This window comes from Pseudarthrobacter cellobiosi (genome assembly GCF_023913815.1).
GTDB lineage: Bacteria > Actinomycetota > Actinomycetes > Actinomycetales > Micrococcaceae > Arthrobacter > Arthrobacter cellobiosi.
On sequence record NZ_JAMXBK010000014.1, the window covers coordinates 46,993 to 67,579 of the forward strand.

Consider the following 20,587-nt stretch of genomic DNA (forward strand, 5'->3'; position numbering starts at 1 on the left):
TGACGCGTAGCTTCGGCCGGGCTGCAACTACGCGGACCTGCAGTCATTGGGGAATGTTCAACATCTTCACCATGCGTCCATCTCCCCGGTGCGCCGTCCGTCTGGCCCACGACGGCGGATCTCACACCAGCAGCTCGGCAGTATCAGTCAGGGGTTCAGGCCCTTGGCGTACGCGGCCTGCCCCACGTGCTGGAGGCAATCGGCAGTAGTGCTGACCAGCCGCACCCCGAGAGTGACCTTCGGGTCCCAAGGGGTGCGGCACCGCCACGGGACACTGCCGCACAAGGGGGCCTCCCGCCGTCGGCTAGGACGACGGCGGAAGGTCCTTCCAGTGTTGGCCCGATTGCGGACGCCCGTCAGATGAGCCCTAAGCAGGGATGGCACCGAGCTGCTGCATGAGGCTCAGGTTGTCCGTGGTTCCCCAATGCTCGGCCACCTTGCCGTCCTCGACGCGAATAATGTCGGTGGTACCGAATTCGACGCTTTTGCCGGTGGCTGCCATGCCGGCCATCTCGCCACGATGAGTGCCCGTGAGAATTACGTGGCACGCCTCCATGTTTCCTTCAGCCAATGACGCTTCCATCGTCTTGACTTTAATATCGGGGAACGCCGTCCGGAACGCGTTCACGAAGTACCGGACGCCGTCCTTGCCGGGCGGTTGCCCTGGAAGAGCCTCTTCGTGATCGACATAGTCATCCGTCGCCAACTCGTCAATGAGGGACAGATTTCCGCCCTCGATTATCTCCTTGTAAAACCGCTGGATCAGTCCATTCCCGTCAGACATTTCCGACTCCTCTAGTACATGAGACCATTCAAGAACCCCCCGTTTTACATCCCCATCCCGACCAACGCCGCTGGCGTGAGGGCAACTCCGAGCGCAATCACGGCCAGTGCCACCGCAACCGAGCGGTTGGCGAGCCGCTTCCACGGGAGCATCTTCTCTCCTGCAATGAAGGCCCCAATCAGCGCCATCCAGCCGATGCTCATCACACCGAGCGCAAACAGCGCCACCATCAGCGCCCAGCAGCATGCGACGCACCACGCCCCGTGCTCAACTCCCATGCGCAGCGCGCCACGGTATCCGGGGCGCATGCGGTGCAGGATGAAGTCCATGGGCGTCCGGCATTTCATCAGGCTGACGTTCTTGGCGGGCGTGAGCTGATAGGCCGCCGCCGCCATAATCACCCCGGCCGCCAGGTACCGGCCGCCTTGATCCGCGGCGAAGAGCCCGGGAGCCAGCGACGCTACTGACATGTAGAGCGAATACGCCACGACGCCGAAGACCGTCCAAGTGATCAGGTAACCGGCCACGAAAACGGCGGTGGATCCTGCCGGAGCATACCGCGCCATCTTGCGTCGGTGGCTCTGAATCCGGCCATATGCGACCACCATGGGTGCCACGGACGGGAACATCATGGCCGCCAGCATCACCACCCACGTGGCGACGAAGAATCCCAGCGGCCCCGGCTCAGTCCACCGGCCCATGTCCATCCCGCTCAGCTGGGTGGACGTGAAGACCCAGCTCGCTGCGGCGAGTATCAGCAGGACCGCGATCAGGCCGGCCTCCCGCGGGTCGACCCGGGACGCGGCTGCCGTAGAACCGGCCGCTGTGGCAGGCGAAACGGCGGCGCGCGCAGACGGGCGCACGCCGCCTCTGGTGGACTGCTTCCTGCGCAGCATCAGCTGTCGGCGCTCATGCCCGGCCCTTGGGGGCGTTTTCGGCCATCGCGCTGGCGAAGGTGAAGTCCGCGGTCTCACCGTAGACGCCGTCGAAGTCAAGGCCAAAGAGGTCCGAGTGCACCTGCGCTTTGCCGATCCGGAATTCCGGGGCGAACCCGAACATCGCGTTCTTGACGGTGGTGACACCACCGTCGGGTCCCGGCAGGGCCTCGAACGTGTAGCTCACCCGCCCGGCAACCGAGGCGGACGGGGTGTCGCCGTCCGAGAATGTGACGCTGGCGCGCTCCACTCCCAGCCATTCTCCGTACAACGCCGCAAAATCCGCGAACGGGCCGCCGGCCTCACCATGAAGGATGCTTTCCAAGGCAGTGGCTTGCGCAGCCGATGCGCCGTCGTCGAGGACGACTCCCACCTTCCAGCCGCCGGCCGAGAGGTTCGACGGGAACCAGTTGCAGAAGGCGAACGCGATGCCCGACAGATCGGTGTCATCGAGTTTGCCACTCGCGATTTGGAACACAGCCACGCCGCGGCACTCGCCATCCGATCCCGTGGGCGTACCATCCACCGGGCACGGACAAATCAGCTGGCAATTGCAGTTGGCGACATACTTTCCGGTCATTTCCCAAGACATTAGAACTCCTTGCTGGCGCCCTCGCCTAGCAGAAGCGGCCCAGACTCCAGCGCCGAATATACTCAGGAACGGGGCGGAAAGCCCCGTTAAGGCAGACAGTATTCCTGCGAAATCTGCGTGTCAATACGCCGAGGAAACAGGGCGAGGAAGGGGTCCCTTGTGGTTGATAAACCAGGGGTGCTCTCGTCGGGTTCAGAAGAACTCACCGCTAATACGGATCATGCCAGCGGGCCTATGGTGGCAGTAGGATTCAGAAATCTCCCGGCACTGCAGGCGGCGGAAACAAACGGCAGGACAGATTTGAAAGGAAGCACGAATGGGTAACGCGATGCCGCTCCTTTCGCTCGATAATTACTTCCGGGGCCTGGACCTTAGGGGTCGGATGGTGATATTCCAGTTGCCGCTGTCGGTGACGATGGTGCTGGTCACCGTCCTGGCGGAGGCATTTCGCCCCGGGCTCCTGCAGCCCGGTCCGTTCCTGTACGGTCTGGGCGCCCATCTGGTCCTTCTGGCCGCGTGCGCAATGGTGCCGTGGGGGCGGCTGCCGACCCGCGCCTGGGTAGTCATTCCGGTCCTGGACTGCCTGGCCATCGGGTTCTCCCGCGAAGCGGCGGATCAATACCTCACTGTGCTGGGTTTCCTGCTGGTTTTTCCCGTCGTCTGGCTATCCCTCGGCCGCCACCGTAGCGGGGTTGTGATGGCCGTATCGGCCACGATTCTCAGTGCGGTCCTTCCGCCGCTGATCCTTGGAACGGGCTTCACAGGGCCGTCGTTCATCCGGATCGTAATGCTCCCGGTCATCCTCGGGGTGATCTCCCTCACCGCGCATGTGGTCTCCAACGCTGTCCTGCGTCAGCGGCTGCAGCTGGAAAACCAGGACAAGGAACTGCAGGACCTGCTCGCGGCCAGCGAACAGCGCGAGCGGTTGCTGGGCACCATCATGGATACCGTCAGTGTCGGCGTGTGCGCGGTCGATGAACAGGGCCGGAAAATTCTCATGAACAAGCAGCAAAGCCACCACCTCACCGGTACCCTCAGCGAAAACCCGCGGGCGCCCGGGAGTGAGGAGGTGCCGGTGTTCGGCGTTGACCGGAGCAGCCCGCTGCCGCCGGCCCGGCACCCACTGCGCCGAGCCGCTAGGGGCGAGGCGTTCACCGACGAATTGATCTGGATCGGCACCGGCACCGGTCAACGCGCCTTCTCCGCAACGTCTCGGCTGATCAAGGACGGCACCGGCCGGAGTTCCGGCGCCGTGCTGGCTTTTACCGACGTGACGGCACTGGTCACAGCCCTTGCAGCCAAGGATCAGTTCGTCGCCAGTGTCTCGCATGAGCTGAGGACCCCCCTGACCTCGATCCTGGGCTACCTCGGCCTGGCCCTGGACGAACACCCCGACCTTCCCGCCGACCTGGCCCAGTACCTGGTGGTGGCCAAACGCAACGCCGAACGGCTGCTGCATCTGGTGACCGACCTGCTCTCAGTCGCCTCGGATACCCTGGTCATCAACCCCCGGCCAGCAGACCTGACCAAAGTGATCCGCCACAGCATCGAATCCGCCACTCCGCGCGCCAGTGCCGCGGGCATCAGCCTGCACCTTGAACCGTCCGGACCCGTGACCGGCCGGTTCGATCCGGCCCGCATCGGCCAGGTTATCGATAACCTGCTCTCCAACGCGATCAAATACAGCCCCGACGGCGGGGCCGTTACGGTCCGAGCCCGCCGGGACGGGGACAACATCAGATGCGAGGTCGCCGATACCGGGATCGGGATGACCCAGGAAGAACAGGCCCAGGCCTTCACCCGATTCTTCCGCGCCGCACGCGCACACGCATCCGCCATTCCTGGTGCGGGCCTGGGATTGCCGATCACCAAAACCATCATCGAAAACCATGGCGGGACGATCGCCCTGGCCAGCAGCCCCGGACGGGGGACCACCGTCACCCTGACACTGCCGGAGGCAGACGGCGGCTCCTTGGATGCCGGCGAAGTGCCGGCCATGTCATAGGCCAGCTAAACCAGCCTCGCAGAGCGCGATCCGGGTCAGCCGGAAAACCTACTTCCGCTCCCGCCACAGCAGCGTCACGCCGAACGCGACGGCGCCGAGCACCAGCATGGTGATCACCATGAGTCCCCAATTGGCCTGGGTCACGCCGGTTCCGTAGAAGATGCCGATCATCACCGTGGCTGTGATGGCGCCAAGGTAGCGGTAGGTCTGGAAGATGCCGGCGGACACTCCGCGCTCATGTGGCTGGGTGGACACGTACATGCCCTGGCTCGAGGCGATGCTCACCACGCTCAACGGAATGCCCATCAGCGCGGTGAGCGCCAGCACCAGCGGGACGGCGAAGGAGCCTGCTTCTGTCCGGTGGCTGGCGCGCGTGCGGCGAAGCTTGTGACTACCGGGGAACAAGCCGCCACAGGGACGTGACCTCGGCCGTGCGCGCCTCGAACAGAGGATCGTCGCGGTCCGATGCCTTCGGATGCGTTGGCTTGGTGTCGAGCCGTTCCATCACTTTCAGCCCAGCCGCGTTGATGGCGGCCAGCAGATCGTCACGCGACCGCAGGCCAAGGTGCTCGGCCAAGTCGGAGAGGACAAGCCAGCCCTCACCGCCGGGCTCCAGATGGTCGGAGAGTTCGTTCAGGAAGCGGAACAGCATCCTGCTGCCGGGGTCGTAGACGGCACTGTCCAGGGTGGAATGCGGCGTGGCCGGAATCCAGGGCGGGTTGCACACAACGAGCGGTGCCCGTCCGGGCGGGAACATGTCGGTCAGGACGGCCTCAGCACGGTCTTGGACACCGAGGTTCCGGAAATTCTCACCGGCGCAGGCGATGGCACGCGGTTCATTGTCCGTCGCTACCACGCGGTGGACGCCACGGCGCGCGAGGACGGCAGCGAGCACCCCGGTGCCGGTTCCGACGTCGAACGCCAGCGTGTCAGAGGGCAGCGCCGCGGCGGCCACGAGATCCACATACTCACTCCGGGTGGGGAAGAACGTGCCATAGTGCGGGTGGATGCGGCCCTGCAGGGCATCGACGTAGACGCCATTCCGTCGCCACTCGTGGGCGCCAATTGCCCCGACAAGCTCATGCAGGGACACAACGGAAGCTTCGCCGATATCGCCGTACGCTTCAGCGGCGGCCTCTCGGATATCCGGTGCGCGGCGCAGCGGCACCACAGGGCCCGGATCGAGAGGAATCAGCAGCAGGCCGAGAATGCGTGCACGATGCGAGCGGGACTGGCGATGCCGATAGAACCCATCGGCCGGAGATCCTGCAAACTTTTTCTTTCCGGCGCTTACCCGCCGGTCCATGGCGTTGAGGATCTGCCGTGCGTTGTGGAAGTCACCGTGCCAGAGCATCGCGATCCCCTGTGACGCCATCCGGTTGGCCTCATCGGCTGTGAGGGAGTCGGCGACCACTTCGACGCGCGCCGGCGCCGGCCTGCCGTTCGCCGAACGCCATCGCGCGGTCATGCTGTCACCAGCCTCGGCCCAGGTCACGAGGGCACGCTCATCCACCGCAGCTCTGCGCGAGGGCTTGAGGGGCGACGTCGGAATTCCCACGGGAGCTGGCGTGTCGGTAGTGATAAAGATCCATTCCAAGAGTCCGGGGGGCCGATCGGAGACTGGCGATTGCGGCGGTGATTCCACGACGTCCAAGGCTACGGCCCAAGATTCCGGACCGTCATCCGGCCGCGAACCGAGCTTGGTTGATGGCCGCTGTAGCCATTCAACCTGCATTGTCAGGATACAGGTGTGCCATGGTCGCCACCCGCCGCCCGGCCCGGGCAAGGACGAAACCCCAGCCAGAGGTTGGGGTCGAGGTCTTAAACAGTGGGACTAGGGCGGGCTAGCCCCCAGGATCACTCCCCTGCTCGGAGTCATCATGTTCGGCATGGGCCTGACGCTGACGCCCCCGGACTTCGCCGTCATCGCCAAACGCCCGGTCCCCGTGGTGATCGGGGTTGTGGCGCAATATGCCATCATGCCGCTCCTGGGCTGGCTGATCGCCGCGGCGCTCGGCCTGCCGCCGGCGCTGGCCGCGGGCGTCATCCCGGTGGACGCCGGCTCGATGGCGTGGTCCATCGTCCAGGTTGTGCTGATCCCTGTACTGCTGGGACTCGTGCTCCGGACCTTCCTCCCGCGGCTCGTCACCAAGGCGCTGCCCGCCCTTCCCTGGATTTCCGTCCTCGCCATCACCCTTGTGGTGGTCGCGGTCGTTGCCGGAAGCGCAAAAGCCATTTTCGCAGCCGGACTGCTGGTTCTCGCGGCCGTTATCCTGCACAACGGCTTGGGATACGCCCTCGGCTACGGTGCGGCCCGCCTGTTCCGGCTGCCCATCCCCGTGCGGCGCACCACCGCAATCGAGGTCGGCATGCAGAACTCGGGCCTCGCAGCAGCGCTGTCCCGGAGTATTTGACTCCCGAGTCCGCCCTGCCCGCCGCTACCTTCTCGGTCTGGCACAACGTATCCGGCGCGGTCCTGTCCGCCTACTGGCGCCGCCGCAGCACACCTGCTGTAAGCGCTGGCGAGCCGGCTCCCGTGGGCTGTGACGGAGTAGACCTGGTCCGATTAAAACGTGGAAGGCGGCCGACCGGGTGTACCGGGCGGCCGCCTTCTGCATGTGGCTGGGTTCTCCGGCTTCAGCCGAAGAGCGCCGCCACTCGGGTCAGGGTCTGATAGATGCCGTATGCCAGCGGCACGCCCACCAGCGCCCAGGCGATGGCGAGTTTACCGATGGATACTTTGGCGGGCGCCTCCGCGCCAGGGGTGTATGCAGTGCTCATCTCAGGCCTCCATGGCAGGTTCGTGTGCCCGTCCGCGGTCGGGGCGGGGTTCGTGGAATCGTGCGTCCACCGGCTTGACCAGCAGGTTGGCCAGGAAGCCGACCACCAGCAGCGCCACCATGGTCAGCAGTGCCGGCTGGTAGGACGCGGCATCCAGCTGGCCGGGCTTGCCCTGGGCATCCAGGAACGCGTTGACGATCAACGGCCCGGCCACCCCGGCGGCGGACCAGGCGGTCAGCAGCCGGCCGTGGATGGCCCCCACCTGGTAGGTCCCGAAGAGATCGCGCAGGTAAGCCGGGACAGTGGCGAAGCCGCCGCCGTAGAAGGAAATGATGACGAACGCGAGCGCCACATAGAGGAACGTGGTGCTGGATCCGGCCAGCGCCAGCACCGTGTACAGGACGGCGCCGACGCCGAGGTACACCATGTAGATGCGCTTGCGGCCGGTGACGTCGGAGGTGGAGGACCATACGAAGCGCCCCGCCATGTTGCCGATGGAGAGCAGCCCCACGAAGCCTGCGGCGACGGCGGCACTCACCAGGGACACGCCGTCGGACTGGCGGAAGAAGTCCTGGATCATTGGCGCGGCCTGTTCCAGGATGCCGATGCCCGCGGTGACGTTGCAGAACAGCACGATCCACAGCAGCCAGAACTGGCGCGTCTTGACGGCGTTCCTGGCCGAGACGTTTTCCGTGGTGACCAGCTTGGCGGCTTTGACCTTGGCGGGGTCGAACCCTGCCGGCTGCCAGCCTGCGGCCGGGACCTTGATGGTGAGGGCGCCGAAAAGCATGTAGGCGACGTAGACGACGGCGAGGGTCAGGAAGAGCTTGCCCACGGCATCGCCGCTGGCCACCCAGTCCTTGGCGCCGGAGTTGGGGTCGTACGCCTTGAGCAGGGCAGTGGAGACCGGGCTTGCGATCAGCGCGCCGCCGCCGAAGCCCATGATGGCCATGCCGGTGGCGAGGCCGGGCCGGTCCGGGAACCACTTGATCAGGGTGGAAACCGGTGAGATGTAGCCGATGCCCAGGCCGATGCCGCCAATGAAGCCGTAGCCGAGGTAGACGAGCCACAGCTGGTGGGTGAAGATGCCGAGCGATCCGATAAGGAAGCCGCCCGCCCAGAACATGGCCGAGGTGAACATCGCCTTGCGCGGGCCGTTCGTGTCCACCCACGTGCCCATGATCGCGGCGGAGAGGCCCAGCATCACGATGGCGATGGAGAAGATCAGGCCGATTTCGGTCAGGCTGGCATCAAAATGCTTGACGAGTGCCGTCTTGTAGACGCTGGTGGCGTAGGCCTGGCCGATGCAGAGGTGCACTGCGAGCGCCGCTGGCGGTACCAACCAGCGGTTAAACCCCGGCGGGGCAATAGTGTGTTCACGGTCCAGCCAGCCCATATTTGCTCCATTGTTTGTCGAAGACGCCTGTGTCCAGCGATCTGGAGGCCAGACCTCCCCTCAGGTCAATGCCTCCGGCAATCATCGTGCAGATACTAAGCAAACGTACGGTTCATGCGCCGAGTGGTACCGAACCAGCGTTGAGCGGACAGTTCGTAGAGGCTCCGCTTCCCCACGCGGCTGCGGCACCCAAGCGGCGGGCCTGGTGCTGTCACAGCTGCCTGCGTGCCGTGCCGCCAGCAATGAGGTCTTCGGCGCGAGCAGCCAACAGGGCGGGCAGGTGCGCGAGGTGCTCGGGAACCGATGTCGGGGCCTCCGCCGCCGCAACGAGCAGGCCCGTCACGCCGGAGCGGGCTTCCTCGACGTCCATCCCCCAGCTGCCAGCCTCCCTGCCGGACCGTTGATGGCTTTGGACTGCAACGGCAAGGACAGCGAGAGCAGGGCCGCGCCGGCACCGTACTCGGCCACAAGGTCCGGGAGGTATTCAAGCCGCGGACGCAACGATGTTCCCGTGAGCCATGCAATCCGCCGGCCATGCAGCCAGACCGCCAGCCGCTCGTTCCGCGTCACCTCTTGACGTCCAAACGTGAGAACCGCGGAATAAGGGCAATGTTCCGCTCGAGGCCCGCACCGCCGCGATAGCCGTCTCCAAAGAAACGTTCTCGCCCTGTTCCAGGCGGACGATGGTGTGACGGCTCGCGTTGATGAGCTCGGCAAGGCCGTTCACGATCATCACCCTTCTTCGTCGGCACCCAACTCGGGCGACGCCGTCGTACTCCCCCACGCCGGGGCCTGGATGCATTGTTTTCCACCCGGCCAGGCCATACCGTGAAGGGACGGTCAGCCGAAGTGCAGGTGCGGGCATGCGAGCTATTTCCTGGTCAGCGCGCTGTCTCCTGTTGTGCTTGCTGACCGTGGGGATCCTTGGCGGCGCCACCACACCGGCACCGGCCCCTTCCGGCCCGCCAGCCACAGGATCCGAGAGCCCCGAGCAGACCTACGACGCGCTGGACACCTTCCTCCGGGAGCAACTAGACACCCTCGGGATTCCGGGCGCCGCCATCGCCGTCGTCTGGGACGGCGTCGAGGTGCACTCCGCCGCATTCGGCCGCGCCGACGAATCCGGGCGGCCGATGACCGTCCAGACGCCGGTGCTGCTGGCCTCCACCAGCAAGTCCCTCACCGCCATCGCCGTGATGCAGCAGGTGGAGGCCGGTCGGCTGCAGCTGGATGAGCCGGTGCAGACGTACCTGCCCTGGTTCAGGCTGAACGACAGCCGCTCGCAAGCCATCACGGTCCGCCACTTGCTCCACCAGGCCAGCGGCATGTCATCCAAGGACACGGCCTTTGAAGCCTCCGACGCTCAGGGCCCGGAGGCTCTCGAAGAAGGGGTCCGCGCCCTGTCGGGCTCCGCGCTGGCCGGTGAACCGGGCGAGGCCTTCCGCTACGCGAGCGCCAACTTCAACATCCTGGGCCTCCTGGTGCAGACAGTCTCCGGCCAGCCGTTCGGTGACTACCTGGAGCAGCACGTCTTCGGGCCGCTGGAGATGGCCCACAGCCATCCGACGCAGGCTGCCGCCCGCGCGGACAATGCGGCCGCCGGCTACGCGCTGTGGTTCGGCTCGTTCTGGCGCCAGACCAACGTGCCTGCACCCACCACCGGTATGCCGTCGTCCACCCTGTACGCGTCGGCTGAAGACCTGGGCCATCAGCTGATCGCACTGCTCGACGGCGGGAGGTACGGTGATGCCCGGATCCTTCGGCCCGGGAGCGTGGCGGCGATGTTCGAACCGGGGGTGCAGGTGGACGGCTCCAAGGGGTACGCCATGGGCTGGTTCACCCGGCCGCTCGTGGAATCCGCCGATCCCGCAGCCCAGCCCGTCCCTGAGGAGGCGTTGCCGACGCTCCTGGAGCATCAGGGCGAATGGGGCAACAGCCACACCTACCTGGCCCTGGTTCCGCATTCCGGCCTCGGCGTCGCCCTGGTCATCAACGGCAACGACACCGCTGCCCCGTCGCGGCTCAAGTCCATCGACACCAACGTCCTGCGGATCCTCCACGGGCAGTCTCCCGTACCCGCCGTGATTCAGGAGGACTGGCTGCAGCGCTACAGCTGGGCGGTGTCGCTGGCACTGCTGCTGGCGGAACTGCTGTTTCTCTGGCTGGTGCTGCGGTTACTGCTCCGGCGGCGTGCCGCGCCTCCGAAGCGCTGGGTGCCTCTGGCGTGGGGAGTTGCTGCTCTCGCGCTCGACGGTTTCGCCTTGTGGCTGTGCCTCAGCTACGCCCCGGCCCGGTTCGACACCCACCTGTTTGTGATCATCCGTCAATTTCCCGACGTCGGGATCTCGCTGGTGCCGGTGCTCGCACTTGCCATCCTCTGGCCAATTCCGCGGACGGTCTGGCTTCTTTCCGGGACGCGGGCCGGCCCCCATTCCACGCGCTGCCGGGCTCTACCAGTACGGTGCGTCATGGGTCTTCAACCTGGCGGTGGCCGAATACTTCATCTACCGGCGCGCCCAAGGACCCGCACGAACGCCCCGCCCTTCCGTCCGGCTGGCTTAGGGTCAGCCGGGAGCTGACGGTAGCCGCAAGCGGCGGAATTAGTAAGTGCGCTTACGGATTGGGATCTAAACTTAATCATGGACACGATCCCGGCGGTTTTCCTCGTCATCGGGGCAGCGTTCGCCTGGCTGGGCGTGACGCTAGTCGTCATTCTCCGCTCTCGGCGCCGAAGGAGTGCATCGAGGCCGGTACATCCAACGCATCCGACGGACCAGGCTCACCCCCGGACCGGCATGCGCTGGCGCCGCCTCCGCAGGATCGCGGACCAGAACACGGGAACTCCGGCGAGACGACGCAGCCTGAAAGTCAGGAAGGTCCGCCGGTAAAGGCCTCCCCCGATAACCGCCACTGGCACTTGTGTGGGTCTGGCTCATGTGCGGAGGCGACCGTCGGCACCCGCCCAAGCGCCGCCGTCGTACTTCTCCGGCGTACTCCGCCGCTTCAGGACACGCGGCGGAATTCTCCTGGCCGGAGCTGGACGTGGATGGGCAGCACCAGCTGGATATGGGTGTCGCCGATGGGCTTGTCGAGCAGCTCGTTGATGGAGGTCTGCCCTTCCAACTCGCTGTGCTGGTTTTTGCCCATGTATCGAGCTTATGTGCGCCACGGCGGGAGTGAATCCCAAGACACGGATGAGCTATGGCCTCTTGTCTGCGGCAGTGCCAGTATGTGGAGAATCAGGTTCGCTGCAGGCGCCCAAAACCGGGCAGTAAGGATGCGCGGTCATGGCCTACGTCAAAAGTTTGGGCGATGTGGGGGCAGGCGACATCGCCATGGCCGGCGGCAAGGCCGTGGGACTGGGCGGCCTCCTTCAGGCCGGGCTGCCGGTCCCCCCAGGCTTTGTGCTGGACACCGCAGCCTATTCGCATTTTGTGGAAGCCAACCACCTTGAGGCCCGCATCCAGGAACTGGCAACCCTGTCACCGACGGCGGCGCCCCAGGACTACGCGGACGCCTCGGAGCGGATCCAAACCCTGTTCACGGCCGGCACGATGCCGGCCGACATCGCAGCAGAACTCGGCGCCGCCTACGAGCGTCTTGGCGACGGCGGGGATGCGGCCGTTGCGGTGCGTTCCTCCGCGACGGCTGAGGACCTGGCCGAGGCCAGCTTCGCCGGGCAACAGGAAACCTACCTGAATGTCCGCGGGGCCGAGGCGCTGTCCGCGGCGGTGATCGATTGCTGGGATTCCCTGTGGACGGCGCGACCGCCGCGGCGATCAGCAGCGGGATGAACCATCGGAGCAGGGCAACTTGAGCCGCCCCGACGTCTCCGCCCGTTTCACTCGCGGCGAGCGGTGCGAATTCCATTCCTGGCAGCATCGCGTACAGCGTGCTGCCGATGACGACGAAGGGCAGCGCGGCGGCGCTCCAGCGGTCTTCGCCTAGCTCGTGCAGGTGGCTTCTGATCGCGAGGAATGCCACGGCCAGGACTGCTGAAGCGACTCCCGTCGCCAAATGCACAACCCCCCAGCGCGTCGAGTCGGCGGTGACCTCCGCAACCAACGCATCAATGTTCGGCTGTGGACCCGGAAGGTACGGGTGGTAACCGAGAGCGGCGAGCAGGATCACTGGCGCGATCGCCACGACGCCTGCGCGAAGCGAATACTTAGCCTGGATAGACATGAGGAGCCTCCTGCAGCAGGTGCCACGCCGGGCTCCCTCCCACCGGAGTCGCAGTTCTGGAAACTCAGTATATGCCCGTGAGTCATGGGAACGATGCGGGCACCACTCACCGGTTCCTTGAGGGTGCACCACATCGCCGGTTCCGGATTTCGACGGCCATCCGGTGATGGCTGGCTTCACTCGGAGCGGCCAATATAGTAAGTTGCCTTATGATTTTGGTATATACATTGCCGCAGCGCCGGAAGGAACGGGTATGGTGGCGGAATCGCCGAGCTCCATCAGAATTGACGTGGTTGGCGGACGTTACCGGCTGGGCGAGGTGATCGGCCGAGGCGGCATGTCGTCCGTCTACCGTGCAAGCGATGAGAATCTGGGTCGGGACGTGGCCTTGAAGCTCTTCGCACCCCAGGCCCCCGACGCAGACCAGTTGAAACGCCAGGAAGCTGAGATCACGCTGCTGGCGACCCTGAACCATCCTAGCCTCGTGACGCTGTTCGATGTCGGCGTCGACGTACGCATCCCGGATGAGCCCCGGCCGTTCCTGACGATGGAACTGGTCGAGGGACAGGATCTGCGCAGCCGGATCAGGCACAGTGAGGTCCCCTTGGACGAGCTCGCCGTCATAGGAGCCGGCATCGCTGACGCACTGGCCTATGTCCATGGCCTCGGCATCCTCCACCGCGATATCAAGCCGGGCAACATCCTCTTGGTGCAGACCCGGCCCGGGGAGCCACTGCGGGCCAAGGTCGCAGACTTCGGCATAGCACGAATCGGCGACGCAACACGTCTGACCGCTACTGGAGCAATGGTGGGCACCGCGGCGTACCTGAGCCCCGAACAGGCTATGGGCTCCCCGCTCACCCCTGCCACAGACATCTATTCGCTGGGACTGGTCCTGCTCGAATGCATCAAGCAGACGATGGAGTACCCCGGCAGCGCTGTGGAATCTGCCGTGGCCAGGCTGCACCGCGCGCCCGCAATTGCCGCGGATCTCCCTGCCGAGTGGGCCGACCTGATCCGGTCGATGACGGCAATCGAGCCGCTGGAACGCCCGACAGCTGCGGACATCGAGACGGCGCTGCGGCAGGCCCTTGTCTCGCCGACATCCACTCCCGGCAAACTTGCACCGGAAACCACGCGTGTGCTGCCGGCCAAGCCGTTCAGGACGCCGTCCGTCACAGCAGAGTCGCCCTCCCCTAATCTGCCGGCCAGGCCAACCAACGAAGGCCCCAACGGCGAGGATTCCGCCAACGCCGCCCAGCCGCGGCTGGCGCCTGATGCCGATCAGCCCAGCAGCCCCAGGGGAGCGCGCCGACGGAAGTCATTCCGCGCGGGACAGAAGGTGCGGCTCTGGGTAGTGGCCATCCCGGTCGTTCTCGCGCTGGCGGGCGGGGCCGCGGCACTGACAGCGGGCCAGGCGCCAGAGTCCACATCCGGCGTCGTGCCTTACCCTGCGGTGAGCGGCACGCTGGGTGACCACCTTCAGGAACTTCAGAAGAGTGTGGAACCATGACCCCGTTTCAGTCCAAGAACCAACGCACCGGAGCACGGGGAGCAGGCCTTGCCGCCGCCCTGGCGGTGGCAGTCTCGCTCGCTGGCTGCGGCCCGGCCGATACCGGCATGCAGCGCGACACTGCCCACCAGCTCCAGGAACTCGTGCTCGGCGTGAGCCAGGCAGCGGCCGCAAACGATCACGCGGCCGCGCTCAAGACCCTGGACAGCCTGGAAGCGGACGTGGCGACTGCAGCCGGCAGCGGCCAGGTTTCCGAGGAACGGCGCCGGAAAATCATGACCAGCATCACCGCCGTCAGGGCCGACCTCAATGCCGCCGCAGCGGCAGCGAAAGCAGCGGAAGCAGTGGCCGCCGCAGCGGCAGAAGCGGAGAAGACCAAGACCGACGCGGAAGCCGCCGCGCAGGCCGCCCAGGAAAACACTGCGCCCGTCGTGCCGGTACCTGTACCGGCACCAGCCCCTGCACCGGAACAGGGAAAAGGCGAGGGCAAAGGCAAAAACAAGAACGGCTAAGGATTTGCCGTCCACCCTGGCGGACCCTTCGACTACGCTCGTAGGATGCCTGTTCTCATCGCTCCGGACGTCAGTTATCACTCCTCCTGGCTGGAAGGATCCACGGAATTTGGCGGCGCCAACCGGGACGGTGGGGGCCCGGAGGACTGGTCCTTGGAAGAACTCAAAGATGCCCAGTCGTTCCGCCGCTTTGTCGATGCCCTCGTCAACGATGCGCTGCCGGAGAGCCCGCGCAAGCCGGGGTACGTGCCCTGCACGTACTTATGGATTGTGGAGGGTGACACGTTCCTTGGCTCGCTGGCCATCAGGCACGAGCTGAACGATTTCCTGCTCAACGAGGGCGGGCACATCGGCTACAGCGTGAGGCCCTCTGCTAGGCGCCGCGGACACGCCGCTGCCGCTTTGGCCGACGCCCTGCCGATGGCTCGGAAACTGGGGATCGCCCGGGTTCTTCTCACCTGCGATGAGAATAACGTCGGCTCCCGGGCGACTATCGAAAGGAACGGCGGCGTCTGCGAGGACACACGCAACGGCAAACGACGCTACTGGATCAACACCGTCTGACCGGTTGACGGCAGCCTGCACACCTGCGCGATTACGAGCGCGAGCCACGCCCGGAGGAGATCCGCACCATGCGGATCTCGCGCACACCGTCCTCCACGTTCACGGTCCCGTCCGCCACGAACCCGTGCTTGCGATAGAACGCCTTCGCCCGGGGATTCGGATCGGCCACCCAGAGCGCTGCCGAATCGTCAGGTCCGACGACGGTATCCAGGAGGGCGGCCCCGGTACCCGTCCCATACTCGGCCGCCACGACGTACAACACGTAGAGGTGCGTGCTCCACTGCGACTCGGAGCTCCGCAGGGGCCCCGCCATCGCGATCCCGATCACTTCGCCGCCGCGCTCGGCCACCGCCACGTTGTTCGCGCGGTAGCGCTCATCGCTGAGCATGGCAGTCCGGAACCGTTCCCGGGCGGCGGGCAACCCGGGGTCGTCGAAGACGCGGTCCGCCATCACCCCGCGGTACGTCTCACGCCACGCCCGCACATTCACGCGCGCCATCTCGGCAGCGTCGTCGACGCGCGCATAACGAACCCTCACCGGGCAATACCTCTCGGCAGGACTGATCGATGAGCTGCGGCTCCACACTGCGCCCATGATCCTGGGAGCAGGCGAACGACTGCTCGACGGCGTCGCGAACCTCAAGCTTGAGCCGACGGAAGTGAGCGGTACCAGCCTCGTCACCCACGTGCGCTACCGGGTGATCCGCTGAAAGGCTGACACGCTGACACGCTGACACGCTGACGCTCAATCGTCGGACGACACTCAGCGGACGTAACGGTGCCCGTATGCGGGCTGCCGCTAGACGCGCGTTAGGAAGGACTCCACCTTGGCTGGATCTCTCTCGACGACGTCGCCCAGCACGCCGTCAATCCGGTCCAGAGTCTCCTGGCCCAGCGCCAGGTCGGCGGCCTTGACAGTGTCGTCGAGCTGCTCAGGGCGGCTGGCACCGACAATCGCCGCGGAAACGTTGGGGTTCGCCAACACCCAAGCCACGGCCAGGGTAGCCAGCGGTACACCGAGATCCGCGGCAATCGGCTTGAGCTTCTCCACGCGCCCCAGCACCTCGGGTTGCATGAACTTGTGCTCAGTCTTCAGCCCGCCGTCGTCGGCGGTGAAACGGCTGCCCGCCGGTACGGTGGAGGCACCGTACTTGCCGCTCAGCACGCCTTGGGCCAGCGGCGACCAGCACACCTGGGTGATCCCGAGCTCTTCGCAGACCGGCACCACTTCAGGTTCGATCACGCGCCACAGCATGTTGTACTGCGGCTGGCTGGAGACGAACTGGATGCCCAGTTCGTCCGCCAACGCGGCGCCCGCGCGGATCTCCGCCACGGTCCATTCCGAGACGCCGATGTAGTGGGCCTTCCCGGCACGGACGATATCCGCAAAGGCACCCATCGTCTCCTCGAGCGGGGTCTCGTAGTCATAGCGGTGCGCCTGATAGACGTCCACGTAGTCCGTCTGCAAGCGGCGCAGCGAACCGTTGATGGATTCCATTACGTGCTTGCGGGACAGGCCACGGTCGTTCTTCCCGGTGCCGGTCGGGAAGAACGCCTTGGTCATGACCTCGATGCCCTCGCGGCGCACACCCTTGAGTGCTTCGCCGAGCATGGTTTCGGCCTTGGTGCCTGCATAGGCGTCGGCGGTGTCGAAAGTGGTGATGCCAAGGTCCAGGGCCTTGCGCACGCATGCCGTGGCAACATCCTGGTCCACGGTTTCGCCGTGGGTGGCCCAGTTGCCCAGCGCGATCGAGCTGACGTACATGCCGCTGTTGCCGAGTTTGCGATACTGCATAAAGTTTCCTTTCAGAGTTTGCCGGGGTGTCCGGCGGAATACTGAGAATCCGGGGAGGTAGGTGTTGTGCGCAGGGCGCGGGGCGGCGCGGTTGTCTCCCGTACCACCAGGCGTGCCGGGCGGGCAAGGTTGGCCGCTTGCCCTCCATGCATGACCTCCAGGAGGATCCGGGCGACGTCCTGTCCTTGTTCGGCCACCTCGTGGTCCATCGTTGTCAGGCCCAGGACGTCGCAGAGCTCGTGGTTGTCGAATCCGACCACAGAGAAATCCCGGGGAACTTCCAGGCCTGCCTGGCGGAGGACCTTGAGGACCCCGAAGGCCATCTCGTCGGAGGCTACAAAAGCCGCGGTCGGAGCGCGTTCAGCGACAAGCAGCCGGGACATGGCCGCCGCGCCCCCAACGACACTGTTCTCATCGAATTGTTCAAGGGCGTCGTCCAGGGTCAGTCCGGCCTCGGCCAGAGCCTCCCGGTATCCCACCAGCCGCTCCAAGGGCGGGACACCGCCCAAATTGCTGCCCTCCTCATCACGGATGCCGATGAACGCTATCTGCTCATGGCCAAGGTTCAACAGGTGCCTCACAGCAGCCCGCCCGGCCCCGACGTTGTCCACAGACACCGATCCGGCACCCTGCGCTTGAGCCCCAAGCAAAGCTACCGCCTGCCCCTGGGAGGCGAGCGATTCCAACTCCTCCCTGCTCGGCTGCAGGGCCATGATGATGACCCCGTCCGTACGGCCATGCAAATGCACGGTGCCGAAGAACCTCTGACGCTGTCCGGCAGTGGCGAGCTCGTAGAGGAGCACATCGAAGCCGGCCTCCCGGAGCCTGTGTGTGGCCTCGCCAATGACCTTTCCGAAAAACCACTTGGCCAGCACCGGTACCACGATGCCCACGGTCATCGTCCGGCCTGTCGCAAGGCGCGACGCAGCCGGGGATGCCGAATAGCCTAGCTCATCGGCCGCTTTTTGCACGCGCTTGCGAGTTGCCGCCGAAACACCAGGAACGGAACGCAATGCACGGGAAACTGTTGATACAGAGACCCCAGCACGTTCCGCCACTAATTCAACGCTAGCTACCATACAACCCATACTAGACAAGCATTCCACATTGACGCAAGCGCTTGCAATTCGTTCAGTGCGTCAGTGACTCCAATGCCGAAGCCGGGGACGCTCGGCTCGACCCTCCCCACGCCCACCTCACCCCGCGTAGCCTGAATCTATGGACTCCGAAGTCCGCGATCTCACGCTCCGCACGGGCATCTCAGTGCCGTGCCTCGTCCAAGGCGACGGCGACGGCGACGCAAAACCGGTGCTTCTGCTGCACGCGTGGGGCGAATCCCGCGGGAGCTTTGACCGCCTGATTCCCCTGTTGACCGGTTTCCGGGTCTACGCGCCGGACCTGCGCGGGCAAGGCGAAGCGGACAAACCGGAGGGCGGCTACTCCCTGGCGGAACAGGCCGAGGACGCTGCAGCGATCCTGGACGCCCTCAACGTGCCGCGGGCCGTCGTCGTCGGCTCATCCAGCGGCGGCTACGTTGCCCAGCAACTGGCCATTTCCCATCCCGAAAAGGTCGCGGCGCTGGTGCTGGTGGGCGCTCCCCTGAGCCTCCACGGGCAGACCGCCTTCGCCGACGAAGTGGACAGCCTGACCGACCCCCTCGACGAGGACTTGGTACGGGATTCCCTGTCCTGGTTTCCCCTGCTGCACGAGGTCCCCGCCTGGTACATCGAGGACCGTGTGCGCGACGGTCTCAGGATGCCCGCCCGCGCCTGGTCAGCCATCCTGAACGGACTGTGCGAGGCCACGCCACCCACGGAATCGGGAACCATCCAGGCGCCCACGCTGATCCTGTGGGGCGGCCAGGACGGCCTGCTGCCACGCGGCGACCAGGAAACCCTGGCCGCCCGGATCCCCGGCTCCGTGCTGAAGATCTATCCCGATGTGGCGCACCCGGTGCTGTGGGAGTGCCCGGATCGGGTGGCAGAAGATACGACGGCGTTCCTCGCCTCCCTCGCATAGCCTGGCACCAAGCCAGCGGCCGCCGTCGTGATTCCCGACGGCGGCCGCTGGCCAGGTGAGGGGCTTAGTTGAGGTATCCGTTCGGGTTGAGGACGTATTTGGTGGCCGCGCCGGCGTCGAACTCGGCATAGCCCTTGGGCGCATCCTCCAGGCTGATCGCCTTCGCGTTCACGTTCTTTGCGATGCTCACCTTGTCATGCAGGATGGCCATCATCAGCTGCCGGTTGTACTTCATCACCGGGCATTGTCCGGTGGTGAAGCTGAGCGACTTGGCCCAGCCGGTGCCCAGGCTCAGGCTCAGCGCACCCTTCTTGGCAGCTTCGTCCACACCGCCCGGATCGCCGGTAACGTACAGCCCGGGAATGCCCAGCGCACCGCCGGCCGCGGTGATTTCCATCAGCGAGTTCAGCACCGTGGCGGGTGCCTCCTTGGCGTCATGGCCGTGGCCGCGCGCTTCGAAGCCCACCGCGTCCACGCCGCAGTCCACTTCCGGGACGCCCAGGATCTGCTCGATCTGCTCCGCGGGGCCGCCCTTGCTCAAGTCAATCGTTTCGCACCCAAAGCTGCGCGCCTGCTTCAGCCTGTCCTCGTTCAGATCCCCCACAATCACGACGGCGGCACCCAGCAAATGAGCGCTGGTGGCCGCTGCGAGGCCAACAGGCCCGGCGCCGGCCACATACACGGTGGAGCCGACGCCCACCCCGGCCGACACCGCGCCGTGGAAGCCCGTGGGGAATATATCCGACAGCATGGCCAGGTCCATGATCTTCGCCATGGCCTGGTCCTTGTCCGGGAACTTCAGCAGGTTCCAGTCCGCGTACGGGACCAGCACGTAGTTGGCCTGGCCGCCCACCCAGCCGCCCATGTCCACGTATCCGTAGGCGCTGCCGGGGCGGTCCGGATTGACGTTCAGGCAGATCCCGGTTTTGCGTTCCTTGCAGTTCCGGCAGCGACCGCAGGCGATGTTGAAGGGCACAGAACAGATGTCCCCGACTTTGATGAACTCGACGCCGGGCCCCACCTCCACCACTTCGCCGGTGATCTCATGCCCCAACACCAGGTCGGAAGGGGCCGTGGTGCGCCCGCGGACCATGTGCTGGTCAGAACCGCAGATGTTGGTGGCCACAGTTTTCAGGATGACCCCGTGGGGTACTGTGCGCCCCACGTTCGCCGGGTTCACGCCCGGTCCGTCCTTGAGTTCAAAGGTGGGGTAATCGATGTCGATCAGTTCGACCTTGCCCGGTTCCTTATAAGCAACGGCTTTGTTTGCAGTCATCAGTGCTCTCCTCTCTCGGCACGGCACGCCGTCGTGGGGCTGCCGTGAGTTGTGAAGTGTTGCGATGGATCCCCCAGATACAGGGCCTGCCCATGGCTTGAGCAGCTGGATGTTTTCCTGGAGTTGGAGGTCCGGCCAGTCTAGGCATGCCGGTCCGAAGGGTCCATAGCCCGAACCCCCTATCTGCTCCCCTGCCGGGGGCCGGTTGGCCGTTATGAGCTCCGCCACCG

Annotated in this window: 19 protein-coding genes and 5 pseudogenes; 9 read left to right on the forward strand and 15 right to left on the reverse strand. The window is 65.6% G+C overall.

Features of this window, described 5'->3' with window-relative positions:
* Nucleotides 1-147: 147 nt before the first annotated feature.
* From NG701_RS21505 to NG701_RS01255, 4 genes and pseudogenes are all read right to left on the reverse strand, one after another.
* Nucleotides 148-255: pseudogene (locus tag NG701_RS21505) on the reverse strand (mycothiol transferase); the annotation flags it as partial.
* 112 nt (nt 256-367) lie between these two features.
* Nucleotides 368-784, reverse strand: coding sequence for an ester cyclase (locus NG701_RS01245; protein ID WP_252563698.1), 417 nt, complete (start codon nt 782-784; stop codon nt 368-370).
* A gap of 44 nt (nt 785-828) precedes the next feature.
* On the reverse strand, nt 829-1,647 hold the full coding sequence (locus NG701_RS01250; protein WP_252563701.1) for a DUF2182 domain-containing protein: 819 nt from the start codon (nt 1,645-1,647) through the stop codon (nt 829-831).
* A 46-nt stretch (nt 1,648-1,693) separates the two neighbouring features.
* Nucleotides 1,694-2,311 (reverse strand): DUF1326 domain-containing protein, encoded by a 618-nt coding sequence (locus NG701_RS01255; RefSeq protein ID WP_252563703.1) that lies wholly within the window; start codon nt 2,309-2,311, stop codon nt 1,694-1,696.
* 316 nt (nt 2,312-2,627) lie between these two features.
* Between NG701_RS01255 and NG701_RS01260 the strand changes: the two genes are divergently transcribed.
* Nucleotides 2,628-4,316 carry a PAS domain-containing sensor histidine kinase gene (locus tag NG701_RS01260; protein ID WP_252563706.1) on the forward strand — a complete coding sequence of 563 codons (1,689 nt, stop codon included), beginning with the start codon at nt 2,628-2,630 and terminating at the stop codon, nt 4,314-4,316.
* Nucleotides 4,317-4,364: 48 nt separating this feature from the next.
* On the opposite strand, the pseudogene NG701_RS01265 reads toward NG701_RS01260, so the two are convergent.
* Both NG701_RS01265 and NG701_RS01270 read right to left on the reverse strand, forming a co-directional pair.
* Nucleotides 4,365-4,661, reverse strand: a pseudogene (locus tag NG701_RS01265) (MFS transporter); the annotation flags it as partial.
* Between the two features lie 46 nt (nt 4,662-4,707).
* Nucleotides 4,708-5,784 carry a methyltransferase gene (locus NG701_RS01270; RefSeq protein ID WP_256475379.1) on the reverse strand — a complete coding sequence of 359 codons (1,077 nt, stop codon included), beginning with the start codon at nt 5,782-5,784 and terminating at the stop codon, nt 4,708-4,710.
* Between the two features lie 376 nt (nt 5,785-6,160).
* Between NG701_RS01270 and NG701_RS01275 the strand changes: the two are divergent.
* Nucleotides 6,161-6,990 (forward strand): annotated as a pseudogene (locus tag NG701_RS01275) (bile acid:sodium symporter family protein); the annotation flags it as partial.
* Here the strand turns inward: NG701_RS01275 and NG701_RS01280 are convergent.
* The 3 genes from NG701_RS01280 to NG701_RS01290 form a co-directional block, all read right to left on the reverse strand.
* Nucleotides 6,954-7,097, reverse strand: a complete 144-nt coding sequence (locus tag NG701_RS01280) for an MFS transporter small subunit (protein WP_252563712.1) — start codon at nt 7,095-7,097, stop codon at nt 6,954-6,956. The pseudogene NG701_RS01275 and the gene NG701_RS01280 overlap by 37 nt on opposite strands.
* Nucleotide 7,098: 1 nt before the next feature.
* A complete protein-coding gene (locus NG701_RS01285; protein WP_252563715.1) occupies nt 7,099-8,493 on the reverse strand; it encodes an OFA family MFS transporter in 1,395 nt (464 codons plus the stop codon).
* 339 nt (nt 8,494-8,832) lie between these two features.
* Nucleotides 8,833-9,063, reverse strand: coding sequence for a hypothetical protein (locus tag NG701_RS01290; protein ID WP_252563717.1), 231 nt, complete (start codon nt 9,061-9,063; stop codon nt 8,833-8,835).
* Between the two features lie 293 nt (nt 9,064-9,356).
* Here NG701_RS01290 and NG701_RS01295 point away from each other — a divergent pair, with 293 nt between their 5' ends.
* Nucleotides 9,357-11,072 (forward strand): serine hydrolase domain-containing protein, encoded by a 1,716-nt coding sequence (locus NG701_RS01295; protein WP_252563719.1) that lies wholly within the window; start codon nt 9,357-9,359, stop codon nt 11,070-11,072.
* A 424-nt stretch (nt 11,073-11,496) separates the two neighbouring features.
* Here the strand turns inward: NG701_RS01295 and NG701_RS01300 are convergent, their stop codons facing one another.
* On the reverse strand, nt 11,497-11,640 hold the full coding sequence (locus NG701_RS01300) for a hypothetical protein (RefSeq protein WP_156380336.1): 144 nt from the start codon (nt 11,638-11,640) through the stop codon (nt 11,497-11,499).
* 140 nt (nt 11,641-11,780) lie between these two features.
* Between NG701_RS01300 and NG701_RS01305 the strand changes: the two genes are divergently transcribed.
* The 4 genes from NG701_RS01305 to NG701_RS01320 all read left to right on the forward strand — a co-directional run bounded on the left by NG701_RS01305 (nt 11,781) and on the right by NG701_RS01320 (nt 15,267).
* Entirely contained in the window at nt 11,781-12,287 is a 507-nt protein-coding gene (locus tag NG701_RS01305; protein ID WP_252563722.1) for a PEP/pyruvate-binding domain-containing protein, read from the forward strand.
* A 644-nt stretch (nt 12,288-12,931) separates the two neighbouring features.
* Nucleotides 12,932-14,191, forward strand: a complete 1,260-nt coding sequence (locus NG701_RS01310; RefSeq protein ID WP_252563725.1) for a serine/threonine-protein kinase — start codon at nt 12,932-12,934, stop codon at nt 14,189-14,191.
* Nucleotides 14,188-14,703, forward strand: a complete 516-nt coding sequence (locus tag NG701_RS01315) for a hypothetical protein (protein ID WP_252563727.1) — start codon at nt 14,188-14,190, stop codon at nt 14,701-14,703. Before NG701_RS01310 ends, NG701_RS01315 begins: the two co-directional genes overlap by 4 nt.
* Nucleotides 14,704-14,748: 45 nt before the next feature.
* Nucleotides 14,749-15,267: a GNAT family N-acetyltransferase gene (locus tag NG701_RS01320; protein WP_252563730.1), complete on the forward strand. Its 519-nt coding sequence runs from the start codon at nt 14,749-14,751 to the stop codon at nt 15,265-15,267.
* A 31-nt stretch (nt 15,268-15,298) separates the two neighbouring features.
* On the opposite strand, the gene NG701_RS01325 is transcribed toward NG701_RS01320, so the two are convergent.
* Entirely contained in the window at nt 15,299-15,805 is a 507-nt protein-coding gene (locus tag NG701_RS01325) for a GNAT family N-acetyltransferase (RefSeq protein WP_252563733.1), read from the reverse strand.
* 4 nt (nt 15,806-15,809) lie between these two features.
* On the opposite strand from NG701_RS01325, the pseudogene NG701_RS01330 reads away from it, so the two are divergent.
* Nucleotides 15,810-15,977, forward strand: a pseudogene (locus NG701_RS01330) (dihydrofolate reductase family protein); the annotation flags it as partial.
* Between the two features lie 89 nt (nt 15,978-16,066).
* Here the strand turns inward: NG701_RS01330 and NG701_RS01335 are convergent.
* From NG701_RS01335 to NG701_RS21275, 3 genes and pseudogenes are all read right to left on the reverse strand, one after another.
* Nucleotides 16,067-17,062 carry an aldo/keto reductase family protein gene (locus NG701_RS01335; RefSeq protein WP_252563736.1) on the reverse strand — a complete coding sequence of 332 codons (996 nt, stop codon included), beginning with the start codon at nt 17,060-17,062 and terminating at the stop codon, nt 16,067-16,069.
* A gap of 11 nt (nt 17,063-17,073) precedes the next feature.
* Nucleotides 17,074-17,961, reverse strand: coding sequence for a LacI family DNA-binding transcriptional regulator (locus NG701_RS01340; RefSeq protein ID WP_252563750.1), 888 nt, complete (start codon nt 17,959-17,961; stop codon nt 17,074-17,076).
* Nucleotides 17,962-18,012: 51 nt separating this feature from the next.
* Nucleotides 18,013-18,150 (reverse strand): annotated as a pseudogene (locus NG701_RS21275) (LacI family DNA-binding transcriptional regulator); the annotation flags it as partial.
* Between the two features lie 130 nt (nt 18,151-18,280).
* Between NG701_RS21275 and NG701_RS01345 the strand changes: the two are divergent.
* Nucleotides 18,281-19,081 carry an alpha/beta fold hydrolase gene (locus NG701_RS01345; protein ID WP_252563753.1) on the forward strand — a complete coding sequence of 267 codons (801 nt, stop codon included), beginning with the start codon at nt 18,281-18,283 and terminating at the stop codon, nt 19,079-19,081.
* 64 nt (nt 19,082-19,145) lie between these two features.
* On the opposite strand, the gene fdhA is transcribed toward NG701_RS01345, so the two are convergent.
* A complete protein-coding gene (fdhA, locus tag NG701_RS01350; protein WP_252563756.1) occupies nt 19,146-20,357 on the reverse strand; it encodes a formaldehyde dehydrogenase, glutathione-independent in 1,212 nt (403 codons plus the stop codon).
* Between the last annotated feature and the right edge of the window lie 230 nt (nt 20,358-20,587).

Bases quoted from the DNA above. Each gene is read 5' to 3' on its own strand.
- NG701_RS01300 (WP_156380336.1), bottom strand. From the start codon at position 11,640: ATGGGCAAAAACCAGCACAGCGAGTTGGAAGGGCAGACCTCCATCAAC.
- fdhA (WP_252563756.1), bottom strand. From the start codon at position 20,357: ATGACTGCAAACAAAGCCGTTGCTTATAAGGAACCGGGCAAGGTCGAA.
- NG701_RS01315 (WP_252563727.1), top strand. From the start codon at position 14,188: ATGACCCCGTTTCAGTCCAAGAACCAACGCACCGGAGCACGGGGAGCA.
- NG701_RS01335 (WP_252563736.1), bottom strand. From the start codon at position 17,062: ATGCAGTATCGCAAACTCGGCAACAGCGGCATGTACGTCAGCTCGATC.
- NG701_RS01255 (WP_252563703.1), bottom strand. From the start codon at position 2,311: ATGTCTTGGGAAATGACCGGAAAGTATGTCGCCAACTGCAATTGCCAG.
- NG701_RS01245 (WP_252563698.1), bottom strand. From the start codon at position 784: ATGTCTGACGGGAATGGACTGATCCAGCGGTTTTACAAGGAGATAATC.
- NG701_RS01340 (WP_252563750.1), bottom strand. From the start codon at position 17,961: ATGACCGTGGGCATCGTGGTACCGGTGCTGGCCAAGTGGTTTTTCGGA.
- NG701_RS01295 (WP_252563719.1), top strand. From the start codon at position 9,357: ATGCGAGCTATTTCCTGGTCAGCGCGCTGTCTCCTGTTGTGCTTGCTG.
- NG701_RS01320 (WP_252563730.1), top strand. From the start codon at position 14,749: ATGCCTGTTCTCATCGCTCCGGACGTCAGTTATCACTCCTCCTGGCTG.
- NG701_RS01305 (WP_252563722.1), top strand. From the start codon at position 11,781: ATGGCCTACGTCAAAAGTTTGGGCGATGTGGGGGCAGGCGACATCGCC.
- NG701_RS01260 (WP_252563706.1), top strand. From the start codon at position 2,628: ATGGGTAACGCGATGCCGCTCCTTTCGCTCGATAATTACTTCCGGGGC.
- NG701_RS01285 (WP_252563715.1), bottom strand. From the start codon at position 8,493: ATGGGCTGGCTGGACCGTGAACACACTATTGCCCCGCCGGGGTTTAAC.
- NG701_RS01280 (WP_252563712.1), bottom strand. From the start codon at position 7,097: ATGAGCACTGCATACACCCCTGGCGCGGAGGCGCCCGCCAAAGTATCC.
- NG701_RS01310 (WP_252563725.1), top strand. From the start codon at position 12,932: ATGGTGGCGGAATCGCCGAGCTCCATCAGAATTGACGTGGTTGGCGGA.
- NG701_RS01345 (WP_252563753.1), top strand. From the start codon at position 18,281: ATGGACTCCGAAGTCCGCGATCTCACGCTCCGCACGGGCATCTCAGTG.
- NG701_RS01270 (WP_256475379.1), bottom strand. From the start codon at position 5,784: ATGACCGCGCGATGGCGTTCGGCGAACGGCAGGCCGGCGCCGGCGCGC.